We start from the raw sequence: 15,133 nt of genomic DNA, 5'->3' as shown, positions 1-15,133 counted from the left end.
ATGAAGAGAAAGATTTATTGGAAAGATATTCTGCGCTCCTTCACTAGCTCTAAAGGACGTTTCCTATCTATTTTAATCCTCATGATGCTGGGCTCTTTAGCTCTTGTGGGGCTCAAGGTCGCTCCACCCAATATGCGCAGAACAGCAACAGATTATTTGAAAGAACAGAGAACCATGGACTTGGTTGTTATGGCGGACTATGGTTTGGATGCGGAGGATCAGAAAGAGCTGGAAGCTATCAAGGGAGCCGATGTCGAGTTTGGCTATCTGACAGATGTCACCGTGGACGAGGAGGCTCTCCGAGTATTCTCAGATACCAAGGATATTTCAAGCTTTCAAGTGACCTCCGGTCGTCTTCCCAAGAATGAGCAAGAAATTGCCCTAGCTAGCTTTTGGTCTAAAAAATATAAAATTGGCCAGGAGATTGATCTGACTGAAAAGGCCGGCAGTCGGTCAGTTCTGAAAAACAAGACCTATAAGATTGTGGGTTTTGTCAACTCGGCGGAGCTATGGTCTGATAGAAATCTGGGCAATGCGACTAGTGGCAGCGGGGCTTTATCAGCCTATGCTGTAGTAAGCCCCAAGGCATTTGATACAGATGTTTACAGTATTGTCCGCCTGCGCTATCATGATTTAAAAAAGCTGGCTCCCTTCTCTGAAAGCTATCAGGAGCGTTTGGAGCAGCACCAGACTGCTTTGGACAAGAGCCTGGAAGATAACGGAGTGGCTCGCTTTAAGCGATTAGAGGCAGATGCCAAAAGCACCATTCAGAAGGGCCAAGATAAGATTGGTCAGGCTGAGAGTGAGCTGACCCAAGGTAAAAAACAGTTAGAGCAAGCTCAGAGTCAGCTAGACCAGCAAAAAAGCCAGCTATCGGCAGCTCAATCTGCTTCTATCCTCCCTTCTGCACAGCTCAGTCAGAGCCAGCAGCAGATTCAGGAAGCTGAGTCCCAACTCAATCAGAAAAAAGCAGAGCTAGCAAAGGCAGAGAAAGACTTATCAGCTAGTAAGGACAAGCTAGCTGACGCTAAGGCAGACCTGAGTCGTTTGAAAGAGCCGGCCTATCATAGCTATGATCGCAAGTCTCTGCCAGGTGGGAATGGCTATCATATGTATAAAAACTCCATGAATAGTATTGCGTCGATTGGTAATATCTTCCCGGTGGTGCTCTATCTGGTGGCAGCTATGGTGACCTTTACCACCATGACTCGCTTTGTCGATGAGGAGCGAACGAATGCAGGCGTCTTCAAGGCTCTAGGCTATCATAGCCGAGATATCATTCGCAAGTTTGCTCTTTACGGTTTGGTGGCGGGGAGTCTAGGTACCCTCATAGGGATTCTGCTGGGACATTATTTCTTGTCGGGAGTGATTTCTTCTATTATTACCAGAGGGATGGTGCTCTCTGCCCCTCATGCATATTTTTATGTTTCCTATAGTTTACTGGCCCTGGGGCTTTCCCTTCTTTCCAGCGTTCTCCCTGCCTATTTGGTGGCAAGACGGGAGCTGACAGAGGAAGCAGCTCACTTGCTTTTGCCCAAGCCACCGGTCAAGGGCTCCAAGATTTTCTTGGAAAGACTGCCCTTTATCTGGCGATATCTTAGCTTTACTCAGAAAGTCACAGCACGCAATATCTTTCGCTATAAGCAGCGGATGTTTATGACCATCTTTGGTGTGGCGGGTTCTGTTGCCCTGCTCTTTGCCGGTCTAGGACTCCAATCTTCTATTGGTGGTATTCCCAAACGTCAGTTTGAGGAGATTCTGCGATACGACTTGATTGTTGCTGTCAATCCTGGGGAAAATCAAGCCGAACAAGACAAGCTGAAAAAGATGCTGGCAGATGACTCGATTGCTGACTATCAGGAAATCCATAGTGAAACCCTAACAGAGAAATACAAAGGGAAAAAAGAGACAGAGTCAGTCACTTTAATGGTTGCGGACAAGGAAAATTTTGAACCTTTTATTTCTATGGAAAGTCCTGACAACCAGCAAAAGCTGACTCTCAAGGACGGTGTAGTTGTTTCGGATAAATTGGCCCGCATAGCTGGAGTTAGCCCCGGTGGTAGTATAGAGCTGGGTGGCAAGCCTGTCAAGCTCGCAGCAGTCAATGAGAATCATTTTGGCCATTTTGCCTTTATGAAGGCGACTGACTACCAGAAGATTTACGGGAAAAAGCCCGAGAAAAACGCTTATCTAGTGCGACTCAAGGACTCTTCTAGCAAAAATATTGTTGACAAGGCCAATGAATTTATGAGTCTCAAGTCTGTCAAGAGTGTTTCCCAAAATGCTAGCATGGTGAAGCAGTTCAACGTTCTAGCTGAATCTCTTAATAATACGATGCTGGTTTTGGTCCTGATTTCCATTCTTTTAGCAGTCGTCATTCTCTACAATCTGACAAATATCAATGTGGCCGAGCGGATTCGCGAGCTGTCCACTATCAAGGTTCTGGGCTTCCACAATAAGGAAGTGACCCTCTATATCTATCGAGAGACCATTATTCTGTCAGTGATTGGGATGGCAGTTGGGCTTCTAGGCGGTTTCTTCCTTCATCGTTTTTTGATTGAGAAGGTTGCGCCTAGCATTATCAGCTTAAACCCTCAAGTAAGCTCCTCAGTCTATTCGTTTCCTCTAACTGCAGTGACTCTTATTCTGACCTTGCTTGGCTTCTTTGTCAACTACCGTCTCAGACGAGTAGATATGCTGGAAGCACTTAAGTCTGTCGATTGAAAAAAACACTTCAAAACTTTCACTCACTTGATGGGTGGAAGTCTTTTTGAACTTTGATATAATATTCTTTGTAAAGAAAGAGAAAGACATACGATGACACGAAAAATTGCCTTATTATCCGATGTGCATGGGAATAGCACAGCCATGGAAGCAGTACTGGCGGATGCGGAAAGCCAGCAGGTGACAGACTATTGGTTTTTGGGGGACTTGCTCCTGCCAGGAACTGGCCGCAGAAATATTTTAAATAGGATGGAGAAGCTGCAGAACAGCCTCCAGGTTAGAGGGAATTGGGAAGACAGTCTCGGGCATGCCCTGCATCAAAAGCTGGATTTGGATCGTCCCAGCCATCTCTATCTGACCCGGCTCTGCCATTTTGTTCTAGAGGAAATCTGTCCTGAAGAGATTGACCGCATGCAGGAACTTCCTCTACAGGTCTTGACAGAAGTAGAAGGCTTGAAGATTGCGGTTAGCCACCATCTACCAGATAAGAATTGGGGGCGGGAGTTGATTCATATTGGCGAGCAGAGTGATTTCGACCGACTTTTCGAGGGAAACGACTGCGCTGTTGCTGTTTATGGTCATATTCACCAGCAGTTTCTCCGCTACGGGACTCAGGGGCAGCTGATTATCAATCCCGGCTCTATTGGTCAGCCATTCTTTCTAGATTCGGCTTTGCGTCAGGACTTGCGAGCCCAGTATGCCATTTTAGAGATAGATGAGACGGGTCTGGCTGATGTCGACCTACGGCGCGTGGCCTACGATGTGGAGCAGGAGCTGAAATTGGCTCGGGAGCTCCACTTGCCTTACTATGAGATTTATCGGGAGAGTTTGGTCAATGGTATCCACCATACCCACAACCACGACCTGCTGCGGGAAATCAGTGAGCGGGAAGGCTATGCGGATGAGATTGCAGCTTTCTTAAAGTCCAGTCGTAACTCTTGAAGTTACACCATTTTTGAGATATAATAGTGAGAGAAAATGATGAGGGAGGAGAAAAAATGCAGATTTCTAGCCGTTTTACCATTGCCACTCATATGCTGATTGTCCTAGCTTTGGAGGGAAAAAAACAAAAACTGACAAGTGATATTCTTGCTAGTAGTGTCGGCGTCAATCCAGTTATTATTCGCAAGACCCTGTCCCAGCTCAAGAATGCAGGAATGATTACCGTTGCTCGTGGGACTGGAGGAGCGGAGATTGCCAAAGATTTGAAAGATATTAGTCTGTTGGACGTCTATAGTGCGGTTGAATGTCTGGGTAAGAGCGGCCAGCTCTTTAGTTTTCATGACAAGCCCAATCCAGACTGTCCTATCGGTAAGAACATTCACAATGTCTTAGACGACCGCTTGGCGGCTATCCAGGCAGCCATGGAAGCTGAATTGGCTCAGACCAGTCTTGACGAGGTCGTCGCAGCAACCGAAAAAGAAATTAAAGAACAATCTGTTACCTAGTGAGCAGATTTTTTTGTTAAGAATTTTCTGAGATGTAATTGTTGACATTACATTAAGATGTGCTATACTAATAGATGTAACATAAATAATTACAATTTAAAATAATCTTTCGAAGCAAATGGAAAGGCAGGCATCCGCATCAAGGAACCTATCTCTGTTTTGAGAAAATAAAAAGAAAGATTAGGCAGGAAACCTGCTGACATTTAAAATTAAAGAGAGGAGAAAAAACATGACTTTTGAATATGAAAGCAAGATTTATCTAGGAGAGGTGGCACTTTATGTGGCTGACCTAGCAAGACAAAGGGATTTTTATCAGCGTGTTTTAGGGCTGGAGCTTTTGGAAGAGCAGGGCGGACAGGTAGCTTTGGGCAGGGACGGACAAGTGCTGGTGAGACTCTTAGCGACCAGTGACCGGCAGTCAGTCAAGTCGGCTTACGGTCTTTATCATCTGGCACTCTTACTTCCAAGCCGTCAAGCTTTGGCGGATATCCTTAAGCATTTATCAGAAAATAAAGTTCCTATGGTTGGAGGGGCGGACCACGGTTATAGTGAAGCCATTTATCTGGAGGATCCAGAAGGCAACGGCATTGAGCTTTATCGGGACAAACCTCAGGATGATTGGGATATTCGAGAAGATGGTCGCATTATCGGAGTGACGGAAGCTCTAGCTGCTCAAGAAATCTATGAACTGGGTCAGGAAGTCCAGCCGTTTAGTATTGCTGAAGGCACTCGTATGGGCCATGTCCACCTGTCTGTGAAAAATAGCAGAGCAGCCAGTCATTTTTACCAAAAGCTTCTAGACTTGGAGGACAAATTTTCTGTACCTTCTGCTAGCTGGCTGGCATCAGGAAACTACCATCATCATTTAGCAGTTAATGAATGGGGAGGTTCTCACTTGAATCATCGCAAACCCAAGCAACTAGGACTAGTCTATTTTGAAGCCCAAGTTCAAGGAAAAGAAGACCTAGTAGCAATTTATGAAAATGCTCTGGATTTGCAGGCGCCAGTCCGATGGATTAGCTCCCAAGAGCTAGAAGTCACAGACCCAGATGGGATTGTGGCTAAGCTCCAAGTCACCTAGTTAAATACGATGTCATCCCCCATCTGCTAAAGATAGGGGGATTTTGTTTTTCTGATGAGAAAGCCAGATTGTTATATTTCCGCTTCCAAAATGATGGTATAATAACTAAAAGAAAGGTGGAGAAATGTTAGCTAAAAATATAATCTATTTAGAAACGTCATCTATCTTTGACTGGGGACAAATCATTTCCTACTTATCAAGAGAGGAAAAGGAAGTGATGTACCAAGTTGCAAATGACAGAATTAAGCGCTTGTTTAAAGTTGAAAATGAATTTTATCTTTGTACGATTTTTTACAATGAGCAAGTTCAAGAGATATGTATCCAGGCGGAAAATCAGACTATTTTTTCTGCTGAGGCTAGAAAAGTTATTAGCAATTTTGTCAGAGATTGGTTGGATTTAGATCAGTCGTTAGATAACTTTTATCAGTTTGCACAAGAAGATGATATTTTATCTCCTTTGGTTCAGAAATTTTACGGACTTCGTTTGATTGGTGTCCCAGATTTTTATGAGGCTATTACTTGGGGAATTTTAGGACAGCAGGTAAATCTTGCTTATGCTTATACCCTAAAAGAACGTTTTGTCAAGAAATATGGCGAAGCTTTTCACTATAACCATGAAACTTACTGGCTTTATCCAAAGCCAAAGATGGTTGCGAATAGTATGGCTGAGGAGTTATTGGAGTTGCAAATGACTCGTAAAAAAGCAGAATATTTGCAAACAATATCAAAGCTCTTGTATCAGGGCACCATTTCAAGAAGTTATTATCAAAAGTTAGATACAGCTGAGCAAATTGAAAAAGAGCTGCTTAAACTTTATGGTGTCGGTCCGTGGACGGCTCATTATGTGATGATGCGATGTTTTCGTATCCAATCGGCTTTTCCGATGGCTGACATTGGATTGCAGAATGGCATATCTTATATACTTGGTTTAGATGAGAAACCGTCTAAGGAATTGCTGTTAAAGTTAAAAAATGAGTGGGGAACATGGTGTTCATATGCAGTTTTTTATATTTGGCGTTTGCTTTATTAGTTGATTATCATCGAAAAGGAGAAGAAATGTACATAACTTATTACAAATCCCCAATCGGCCGTATTCTCATTATGACGGACGAAACTGCCCTGCTGGGGCTGTGGCTGGAAGGACAGAAATATTATGGTGCAGGCTATGATTTGGAGCAAGCACAGCAGGAGGAGACAGAAGTAAGCCAACGCGTTGTTGCATGGCTAGATGCTTATTTTAAGGGAGAAAATCCCCCAACAGATGAAATTCCATTGGCACCTCAAGTGACTGAGTTCAGAAGCAAGGTTCTGGCAGTGTTGCAGAAGATTTCCTACGGTCAGACGGCTACCTATTCAGATATTCTACGAGAGTTACAAGCCGAGTATGGTAAGATTGGTTCGGCCAGAGCAGTCGGAGGTGCGATTGGGCATAATCCTATTTCTATTTTAATTCCCTGTCATCGGATCGTTGGAAGCGATGGCGAGCTGACGGGTTATGCCGGCGGACTTGATAAAAAAGCTTACCTGCTGAAGCTGGAGGCGAGGAAATGATGGCGTTAGGACATATGGCTGAAGATTGGGAGTGGGAGGCTATTAAAAGTAATAACAGTGATTATGATACGTTTTTTTGGTATGCTGTTAGAAGTACCGGAATTTTCTGTCGTCCCTCATGTGCCTCTCGTCTTCCCAAAAAAGAAAATGTAACGATTTTTCAAAAAGCAGAGCAGGCAGTTGAAGCAGGATATAGACCATGTAAACGATGCCGTCCACTAGGAAAGCCGGTTAGCAAAGAGGAGTGGGTAGAAGAAATTGATCATATTTTAAAAGAATATTTCCAGCAAAGTTTAACTTTGAATGATTTAGCTTTTATGGCAAAAGGCTCTGAGTCTTATCTTCGGCATGTCTATAAGAGTGTGACTGGAAAAACACCACAAGAACGTTTACGCGAACTTCGATTAGAATACTCTAAAGAAATACTAATCAACACTAATCTCTCAATACAAGAAGTTGCAGAGCATTCAGGTGGCCTGCATGCAGCCTATTTCGCAAAATTATTTCGGAAGACTTACGGAGTGAGTCCGATGGAGTATAGAAAACGACATTATAAATAAGAGTATAATGAATTCTCATGATGTTACAGTGTAGATTTTAATAGCGAATACCTGTTGGTAATAAATACTTATTGGAAACCATATATATAATTGTTGGAGAAGAAAGGAGATTTTTACTATGTCTAAACAAATTATAGACCCGATTCAATTGCGTCACGGTGCCAAATTAACCCACCGTTTGGTACTGTCCCCTATGTATACTTTCAGTGGCTTAGAAGGAGGATTTGTGTCTGATGATACTTTGCGATACTATGGAGCACGCTCTCAGGCAGCAAGTCTTTTGATTACTGAATTTCATTATGTTAGCCCATCAGGAGGGCCTTGTAACCAGACTGGTTACCCAGTTCAATTAGGTATTTACTCTGATGATCACATCGAAGGGGAGAGAAAATTAGCTGCTGCCCTTCAGAAAGATGGTAATAAAGCAATTTTGCAGCTTCATCATGGTGGGATAGCAGCTTCCGGCCGTGCTTTGAAGGGTGAGGAAGTATTGGCTCCCAGTGCCTTAGATTTTTCTTTTCTGCCTTATCCTGTGAGAGAATTGACGGATGAAGAAATCCTTGAAATTATCAAGGATTTTGGTCGGGCAGTCAAACGTGCAGTTCAAGCTGGTTTTTCAGGAGTGGAAATCCATGGTGCCAACCACTATCTGCTGCAGCAATTCTTTTCTAGCACTTCCAATGTTCGTCAGGACAGATGGGGCGGAACTTTGGAAAAACGTATGGCTTTTCCTTTGGCAGTAGTCGAGGAAGTGAAGCGTGCTGCGGACAAGTATGCGCCGGAAGATTTTATTATTGGCTATCGGATTAGCCCAGATGAAATCCATGAAGGCCAAGTGGGCTATACTTATGAAGAAGCCAAGCTTTTGGTCAAGGAGCTGGTCAAGCACGAACTAGACTACATCCATTTGTCGCTTTTGACTGGCTATGCTTCAAAACCTGCAGGATCTGACAAGACCTATGCAGATCATTTTAAGGAAGTGATGGATGAGCAAACTAAACTGATTACAATCGGTGGTGTCTTTAGTCAGGAAGATGCAGAAGCTGCTATTGAGGATACAGCTGCGGATTTAGTTGCAATCGGCCGTGGCACCTTGATTGACCCGCTGTTTGGCTATAAGGTACAGACGGGACGAGGAGCAGAAATTGTCCATGAGATTAGCCCTGAGCAGTTGAAAAACTCTCAATTGACACCAGGCTTGCTTGAAGTGTTCAGCCGTAAGGATTCTGGCGGGCTGCCCGTTCTACCTGGTCATGACAGTATTATCCACCTTCATACTGGTAAATTTGGGGATGAAGGACAGTAATAATTTTGGTGTAATTTTTTCCAAGACTTTTACCATTTTACTGGTGAGAGTCTTTTTTACGTACAGCAATAAACCAAAAATCCCCTTTGTCAACTGCTGTAAGCGACAAAGGGGATTTTCATTAGTCAATATGCCATTGTGTGGCTAGCCAGTCGGAAAAGGCAGCATAGCGCTCTTTGATGGCTTCATGATGCCCATAAGGGTCAAAGATGGAGAATGTGGTAAGGATTTCTTTCTGAATCAAGCGATGAATTTCTTCAGCATAAAAAGGAGCCTTGGAAAGTCGATTCGAGTGATTCGCGCCTTCTGTTTTCCCATTCTGCAAATAAACTAGACAGCCCTTGTTTTTCAAGTTCTGGGTCCGGCAATAGTCGGTAAAACCTGAGTACCAAAAGGAACCGCAGATAGAAAAGACACAGGGAATCTTGTAGTCGCTATAGAGACTGTAAACAGCCGCTAGTCCACCGAGAGAGTAGCCACCGTAGGCAATTCTCTTATCATCCAGTAGGTAGTACTGTCTGATTTCTGCTAATATACTGCTGAATAGTTTCTGATGGTAGCTATCTGCTCTGCCGCTAAAATCAGGATTGCCAGGCTTTAGAGCATTGGCTTTCCAGGGTGTATAATCGTCCAGCCTGTTGTTTGATATCAGTCCGATCAAGATTACCGATGAGGAAAGCCTGCTCAGGTAGTTTATCAGGCCATCATTTAGCAAGATTGCTGGATAAGATCGCGATTTGTCATAATCTTGGGGCAGGGCAATTTTGACAGTGATACCCTCCCAGACAAAGGTCTTATTTATTGACAAAGTCATTGATTTTCTCGAGTGAGTCGATTACAGCAGGACCATAATCCATGAACTCATCATAGGAGATGGTCATGATTTTCTGATTTTTGACTGCTGGGACATCTTCTAGAACTGGATTAGCCTTCATTAGATCAACTGCTTGCTCATCCATGGCCTTGTTGCGGTCGCTGGTTACGTAGATGATGACTTCAGGATCCATAGAGACCAGATTTTCCAAGGTTAGGTCAGAGGTTCCAGTCGCTACATTAGTATAGCCGAGCTGGTTAAGCAGACTCTCCTGCAGGGCAGATTTATAGGCACCGAAAGTCTCATCGTTGTAGGCACACATGATGAGCGCTTTTTTCTTTTCCCCTTGACTAGCCTTATTGGTTTTCTTTACACTGTCAATTCTTGCCTGCAGCTGGTCAGCATACTGATTGGCCTTGTCTTGGACATTAAAGATGGTTCCTATATTCTTGACATCTTCAACGATATTGCCTAGATCTTGCTTGGTATTGGACAGGGAAGCCTTCTGTGTATAGACAGGGATTTTGTTTTCATTCCAGGCACTGACTGTCCCCAGAGACTTCTCGGAAAACATCATGTTTCGGCCAAGAAGAGCATCTGGCTCATAGGATAGCACAGTTTCCTGTGATACGGTTTTCTTGTCGCCGACTTGCGGAATGGTGGCAATATCAGCCTTGTATTTATCTGTGACATCATTGTCTGGATTGAGCATACCAGCAATCTTGTCTTTCAATCCTAGTTCAATCAGGATTTCGGTCGTCGAAAGGTTGTTGGTGATGACCTTTTCCGGTGCCTTTTCAAAGACCTGATCAATCTCCTTGCCTTCGCCATCGTAAGTTTTGATTGTCACTGGATATTTTGTCTCTGCTGTGCTCTTTTTCGCGCTCTCTGTTTTGGAAGAAGATTGCGAAGTTGAGCTTTCTTTCGTACTTTCCTTAGATGAAGAATTGCAGGCTGCCATTGTCAATGCAGCAGTTGCGACGAGTAAGATACTGAGTGTTTTTTTCATATTGCCTTCCTTTCTTGGGCTTGAAGCTTGTATAGATAAAGCTGAAAACAGGCTCTTATAGATATTGAATCATAGCCTGTCGATCCTTGGTCCAGATCACTTTGCTCTGAATGCCATAAACGCCTTGCAGTGAATCATGGGTGATGGCCTCCTTTGGAGCGCCTTGGTATGCAATCTCACCTCCCTTCATGAGGTACAAATAGTCTGAATACCGACAAGCCAGTTGGATATCGTGTAAAACAGCCAAAACATTGATCTTCAGGTCTTTGACGATACGCAGCATATCCAGCTGGTATTTGATGTCCAGATGATTGGTTGGCTCGTCTAGGAGCAGTAGGCTTGGCTGTTGAGCCAAAGCGCGTGCCAGCAGGACTCTTTGCTTCTCACCACCAGACAGGGATAGATAGGTTCGGTCCCCCTTATCTAGCATGTCCACCTGCTTCAAGGCATGACGGACAAGGGCATAGTCTTTTTCGCTCTCTTTTTGAAAAAGGGACAGATGGGGCGTCCTGCCCAGCATGACGATGTCTTGGACAGTGCAGTCAAACTGAAGATGGTTAAACTGAGTTACAACGGCTATTTTCTGGGCTGCTTTTTTTATGCTGACCTGTTCAAGTGGCCTACCGTTTAGATAAATGTTCCCGCTGTCAGGTTTGATTTGGCGGTAGATGGTTTTGAGCAGACTAGTTTTGCCGCTTCCATTGGGTCCTAAAATGGTGTGAAACTGATTTCCCTCGACCGTTAGTGAAATCCCTTTTAAGATTTCTTTTTGGCCGACAGCATAGTGGACATTTTGGCAAGTTAGATCCATATCAGCTACTTACCTCCTTTCGGCTTTTGGCTACAATGTAGATAAAGAAGGGGGCGCCGACCAAAGCGGTGAAGATCCCAATCGGCAGCTCGGCATTTTTGACCAAAATTCGAGCCAAAACATCTGCCCAGACCAGAAAGAGGGAGCCGAGCAGGGTAGCGATAGGAAAGAGCCTTTTGTAGTTGGTACCGACTAATCTTCGAGCAATGTGCGGAGTGATTAGTCCGACAAAGCCGATAATACCGCAGCAGGCAACCAGTACCGCAGTCATTATTGCGACAATTGTGATATAGAGGAACCAGTAAAAACGAAGAGGTACCCCCAGTGTCAAAGCTGCTTCGTCCCCCATCATCATAGTATTGAAAATACGATACTGGGAACAGAAAAACAAAAAGGAGAGACCAACAACAAGAGCAGGCAAGGCAAGATCTGACCAAGAAGTTCCAGCCAGTGAGCCCATAGTCCAGAACTTGATTGTCATAAGGCTGTCAGCATTAGCACCGACAGAAATGATAAAGTTGGAAAAGGCGATAAAAAGGGCATTTACAACTGTTCCTGATAAAATCAGACTGCTTGTCGTCATTTTTCCCTGCATAGATGCGATAAAAAGGACCACAGCCGATGCCAGAATGGCTCCTATAAAGGCACCTGTGCCAGTAATGGATTTGAGCCCTAAGATAATGCTCAGTGTGGCTCCGAAGGTTGCACCCGCTGAAATTCCCAAGATATAAGGCTCTGCGATAGGATTATTGACAGTAGATTGCATGACGCTGCCACAGACAGAAAGGCCAGCACCAGCTAGGATTCCCAAGAGTACTCTTGGAACCCGCATGTTCCAAACAATAGCGATTGTAGACGGCGATAGTTTGCCTGTACCAAGGGAAAAGCCGAGCTTGCTGAAAATAATCTGGTAAGTGTCTTGTATGTCAATAGTGACCGATCCCAAGGAGACAGCTAAAAAGAGAGAACAAGCCAGAAAAATGATGAGAAGCAAGAGCAGACAGATATAGCGAGAAAATCCGTGATTTTCTGACCTTTTGAAGAACATCCAGACCTCCTTAACAGCAAAGATTAGAATTTTTAGACAATTTCATAAAAAATTATAACATTTTTAAATCAGAAGGGCAAGAAGGGATAAACACCTCTGATATGATAAGTTTTTGTTGGTAGCAAAATTTTTTTATCTTTTCAGTGATGAAATTATCTTGCTAGTGTAAGAACTAGATAGTGAGGAGTAGTTGAGTTTTTCGGAAAGTATATGACAACCGATATTATTGGAGGAAAAGTAGGTGAACCTAAATGGCTTAGTATAATTACTAGGAAACAAGAAAAAACGACAGAAAGTTTTCTATCGTTTTTGGAAATTATAAATGCGTAAGGACTAAGATAGCTATAACGATGTCCAACAATGATAGCTCAAATAACCAGAAGTCCTTTGCCAAGCCCAATAATCATTCAAGACATAATATAGGCTTATAAAATTCTATTCAAAATACAGCAAGTCCTTGCTAGTTTCGGTGAAGAGTTCAAAACCATTCTTAGTGACATGGCCACAGTCTTCGATGCGGACACCGACCTTATCAGGAATGTAGATGCCAGGCTCAACAGAGAAGCACATGCCTTCTTCGATGACCATGTCGTTGCCCTCCATGATGGATGGAAATTCGTGAACATCCATACCAATACCGTGGCCGAGACGGTGGTTGAAATACTCACCGTAGCCTGCTTTTTCAATGACTTGCCGAGCGGCACGGTCTACTTCATGAGCTGTGACACCTGGCTTGATAAAGTTAAGAGCAGCTTGCTGGGCTTCCAATGTCAGATGGTAGATATCTTTTTTGAACTGGTCAGGCTGGCCAACAGCAACAGTCCGCGTCATATCGCTAGCATAGCCATTGACCATGCAGCCAAGGTCAAAGAGGAGGAGGGCGTTATTTTCGACCTTGTTGGCACCGGGAATGCCGTGCGGGTTAGCTGCATTATTTCCCGTCAGGACCATAGTTTCAAAGCTCATCTCATAGCCTTCGCGCTTGATGGCAAAGTCAATCTGAGCGATGATATCTGTTTCGGTATTTTCCAGTGAAATATTGTCAAAACCGATATTGACAGCCTTATCAGCATATTGCCCAGCTACCAGCATTTTCTGGATTTCATCGGCAGACTTAATCAGGCGCAAGCGGTTGACGTAAGGAGTCAGGTTGGCAAATTCTGCAGTTTCAAAGACAGTTTTCAATCCATGATATTTGGTCAAAATCAAGTTATCAAACTCAAGAGCGACAGTCTTAAAGGAGTGAGCCGGCAGGGCTGCTTTAATCTTCTGCCAAGGATTTTCCGAGTCCATATAGCCAAGGACTGAAAAGGAAACAGCTCCTGAAGCCCGCTCAACTTCTAAAGCTGGCACGAAGAGCAGGGGCTCATGGTCAGGATAGACAAACAAAAACATCTGCCGCTCATGCGGGTCGCTGTAGAAACCGGTCAGATAATTGATAGTGACTGGATCAGACAGGACAGCAGCATCTAGCTTCTCATTCTCGAGATAGTGGGTGATTTGTTGAATTTTTGTCATGGTCACAACCTTCTTTCTATGCCTCTATTTTGGCAAAAAATGTCAAAAAAAGCAAGACTTTTCAAAAACTTATCAAAATACTTGAAAGTGTTTACAAGAAGTGATAAAATGGTGAATGTAGGAAAGTGAAAACGATATTTTCAATAGAAGAAAGGAAACTATATGAACACAGACGACACAGTAACGATTTATGATGTCGCCCGTGAAGCGGGAGTTTCGATGGCGACAGTCAGTCGAGTGGTGAATGGAAATAAGAACGTCAAAGAAAACACACGTAAAAAAGTTTTAGAGGTCATTGACCGTCTTGACTATCGTCCAAATGCGGTAGCACGTGGACTAGCCAGTAAGAAGACTACAACCGTCGGCGTTGTCATTCCTAATATTACCAACAGCTATTTCTCTACTTTGGCAAAAGGGATTGACGATATTGCTGAAATGTATAAATACAATATTGTCTTGGCTAACAGTGATGAGGACGATGATAAGGAAGTATCCGTTGTCAATACCCTCTTTTCTAAACAGGTGGATGGCATTATTTTCATGGGCTATCATCTGACGGAGAAAATTCGCTCAGAGTTTTCACGTTCGCGCACACCGGTCGTTTTGGCGGGGACTGTTGATGTGGAGCATCAGCTTCCGAGCGTCAATATTGACTACAAGCAAGCAACGGTTGATGCTGTAGAATTACTGGCTAAGCGCAATAAGAAAATTGCCTTTGTCAGCGGACCGCTCGTAGATGATATCAACGGTAAAATCCGTCTATCAGGCTATAAAGATGGCTTGAAGAACAAGAAACTTTCATACAGCGAAGGCTTGGTTTTTGAATCTAAATATTCTTATGATGATGGCTACCACTTGGCAGAGCGTGTCATTGCTTCCAAAGCAACTGCTGCTTTTGTCACAGGAGATGAACTGGCAGCAGGCCTCTTAAATGGTCTGTCTGATCAAGGCATCAAAGTTCCAGAAGATTTTGAAATCATTACCAGTGATGATTCGCAAGTAGCTCGTTTCACTCGTCCTAACCTTTCCACAATCGGTCAGCCCCTCTATGACATCGGCGCTATCAGTATGCGCATGCTGACTAAGATTATGCATAAGGAAGAATTGGAAGAACGCGAAGTTCTCCTAGCTCACAGCATTAGCGAGCGTAAATCAACTCGGAAATAAGCGGTGAGATAGAAGCTTAATTATCAAGTCTTCTGAGCTTGAAAAGCGACAAAGGAGATCAAACAAATTACTGCTTTAAGAGAGTTTTATGATTAT

At 43.7% G+C, this 15,133-nt stretch carries 14 protein-coding genes; 9 read left to right on the top strand and 5 right to left on the bottom strand.

The window, feature by feature from the left end:
- From D8877_RS07215 to D8877_RS07180, 8 genes are all read left to right on the top strand, one after another.
- A complete protein-coding gene (locus tag D8877_RS07215; protein WP_125340957.1) occupies positions 1-2,724 on the top strand; it encodes an FtsX-like permease family protein in 2,724 nt (907 codons plus the stop codon).
- A gap of 93 nt (positions 2,725-2,817) precedes the next feature.
- A complete protein-coding gene (locus tag D8877_RS07210; protein WP_125340956.1) occupies positions 2,818-3,666 on the top strand; it encodes a metallophosphoesterase family protein in 849 nt (282 codons plus the stop codon).
- A gap of 56 nt (positions 3,667-3,722) precedes the next feature.
- Complete coding sequence (locus D8877_RS07205) at positions 3,723-4,172, top strand: Rrf2 family transcriptional regulator (RefSeq protein WP_125340955.1); 450 nt, start codon at positions 3,723-3,725, stop codon at positions 4,170-4,172.
- A 229-nt stretch (positions 4,173-4,401) separates the two neighbouring features.
- The gene (locus D8877_RS07200) at positions 4,402-5,253 is read left to right on the top strand and encodes a VOC family protein (protein ID WP_125340954.1); all 852 of its coding nucleotides are present in this window, start codon (positions 4,402-4,404) and stop codon (positions 5,251-5,253) included.
- A 124-nt stretch (positions 5,254-5,377) separates the two neighbouring features.
- Positions 5,378-6,283 carry a DNA-3-methyladenine glycosylase family protein gene (locus D8877_RS07195; RefSeq protein WP_049540661.1) on the top strand — a complete coding sequence of 302 codons (906 nt, stop codon included), beginning with the start codon at positions 5,378-5,380 and terminating at the stop codon, positions 6,281-6,283.
- 26 nt (positions 6,284-6,309) lie between these two features.
- Positions 6,310-6,804, top strand: coding sequence for a methylated-DNA--[protein]-cysteine S-methyltransferase (locus D8877_RS07190; protein WP_049540659.1), 495 nt, complete (start codon positions 6,310-6,312; stop codon positions 6,802-6,804).
- Positions 6,801-7,364: a bifunctional transcriptional activator/DNA repair enzyme AdaA gene (locus tag D8877_RS07185; RefSeq protein ID WP_260468675.1), complete on the top strand. Its 564-nt coding sequence runs from the start codon at positions 6,801-6,803 to the stop codon at positions 7,362-7,364. Before D8877_RS07190 ends, D8877_RS07185 begins: the two co-directional genes overlap by 4 nt.
- A gap of 118 nt (positions 7,365-7,482) precedes the next feature.
- Positions 7,483-8,670 carry an NADH-dependent flavin oxidoreductase gene (locus D8877_RS07180; RefSeq protein ID WP_125340953.1) on the top strand — a complete coding sequence of 396 codons (1,188 nt, stop codon included), beginning with the start codon at positions 7,483-7,485 and terminating at the stop codon, positions 8,668-8,670.
- A 121-nt stretch (positions 8,671-8,791) separates the two neighbouring features.
- On the opposite strand, the gene D8877_RS07175 is transcribed toward D8877_RS07180, so the two are convergent.
- From D8877_RS07175 to D8877_RS07155, 5 genes are all read right to left on the bottom strand, one after another.
- A complete protein-coding gene (locus D8877_RS07175) occupies positions 8,792-9,484 on the bottom strand; it encodes an alpha/beta hydrolase-fold protein (protein ID WP_125340952.1) in 693 nt (230 codons plus the stop codon).
- Positions 9,465-10,493 (bottom strand): ABC transporter substrate-binding protein, encoded by a 1,029-nt coding sequence (locus tag D8877_RS07170; RefSeq protein WP_125340951.1) that lies wholly within the window; start codon positions 10,491-10,493, stop codon positions 9,465-9,467. The genes D8877_RS07175 and D8877_RS07170 overlap by 20 nt, the downstream gene beginning before the upstream one ends.
- A gap of 55 nt (positions 10,494-10,548) precedes the next feature.
- Complete coding sequence (locus D8877_RS07165) at positions 10,549-11,304, bottom strand: ABC transporter ATP-binding protein (RefSeq protein WP_125340950.1); 756 nt, start codon at positions 11,302-11,304, stop codon at positions 10,549-10,551.
- Position 11,305: 1 nt separating this feature from the next.
- Positions 11,306-12,352 (bottom strand): FecCD family ABC transporter permease, encoded by a 1,047-nt coding sequence (locus D8877_RS07160; RefSeq protein WP_125340949.1) that lies wholly within the window; start codon positions 12,350-12,352, stop codon positions 11,306-11,308.
- Between the two features lie 435 nt (positions 12,353-12,787).
- The gene (locus D8877_RS07155; protein WP_125340948.1) at positions 12,788-13,870 is read right to left on the bottom strand and encodes a M24 family metallopeptidase; all 1,083 of its coding nucleotides are present in this window, start codon (positions 13,868-13,870) and stop codon (positions 12,788-12,790) included.
- Between the two features lie 162 nt (positions 13,871-14,032).
- Here D8877_RS07155 and ccpA point away from each other — a divergent pair, with 162 nt between their 5' ends.
- Complete coding sequence (gene ccpA / locus D8877_RS07150) at positions 14,033-15,037, top strand: catabolite control protein A (protein ID WP_002894913.1); 1,005 nt, start codon at positions 14,033-14,035, stop codon at positions 15,035-15,037.
- Positions 15,038-15,133 lie beyond the last annotated feature (96 nt).

Source organism: Streptococcus sanguinis, assembly GCF_003943735.1.
Classification (GTDB): domain Bacteria; phylum Bacillota; class Bacilli; order Lactobacillales; family Streptococcaceae; genus Streptococcus; species Streptococcus sanguinis_E.
This window is presented reverse-complemented; position numbering and strand designations above follow the sequence as displayed.

Coding starts and splice junctions, on each gene's coding strand:
- D8877_RS07215 (WP_125340957.1), top strand. CDS start 1: ATGAAGAGAAAGATTTATTGGAAAGATATTCTGCGCTCCTTCACTAGC.
- D8877_RS07210 (WP_125340956.1), top strand. CDS start 2,818: ATGACACGAAAAATTGCCTTATTATCCGATGTGCATGGGAATAGCACA.
- D8877_RS07205 (WP_125340955.1), top strand. CDS start 3,723: ATGCAGATTTCTAGCCGTTTTACCATTGCCACTCATATGCTGATTGTC.
- D8877_RS07200 (WP_125340954.1), top strand. CDS start 4,402: ATGACTTTTGAATATGAAAGCAAGATTTATCTAGGAGAGGTGGCACTT.
- D8877_RS07195 (WP_049540661.1), top strand. CDS start 5,378: ATGTTAGCTAAAAATATAATCTATTTAGAAACGTCATCTATCTTTGAC.
- D8877_RS07190 (WP_049540659.1), top strand. CDS start 6,310: ATGTACATAACTTATTACAAATCCCCAATCGGCCGTATTCTCATTATG.
- D8877_RS07185 (WP_260468675.1), top strand. CDS start 6,801: ATGATGGCGTTAGGACATATGGCTGAAGATTGGGAGTGGGAGGCTATT.
- D8877_RS07180 (WP_125340953.1), top strand. CDS start 7,483: ATGTCTAAACAAATTATAGACCCGATTCAATTGCGTCACGGTGCCAAA.
- D8877_RS07175 (WP_125340952.1), bottom strand. CDS start 9,484: ATGACTTTGTCAATAAATAAGACCTTTGTCTGGGAGGGTATCACTGTC.
- D8877_RS07170 (WP_125340951.1), bottom strand. CDS start 10,493: ATGAAAAAAACACTCAGTATCTTACTCGTCGCAACTGCTGCATTGACA.
- D8877_RS07165 (WP_125340950.1), bottom strand. CDS start 11,304: ATGGATCTAACTTGCCAAAATGTCCACTATGCTGTCGGCCAAAAAGAA.
- D8877_RS07160 (WP_125340949.1), bottom strand. CDS start 12,352: ATGTTCTTCAAAAGGTCAGAAAATCACGGATTTTCTCGCTATATCTGT.
- D8877_RS07155 (WP_125340948.1), bottom strand. CDS start 13,870: ATGACAAAAATTCAACAAATCACCCACTATCTCGAGAATGAGAAGCTA.
- ccpA (WP_002894913.1), top strand. CDS start 14,033: ATGAACACAGACGACACAGTAACGATTTATGATGTCGCCCGTGAAGCG.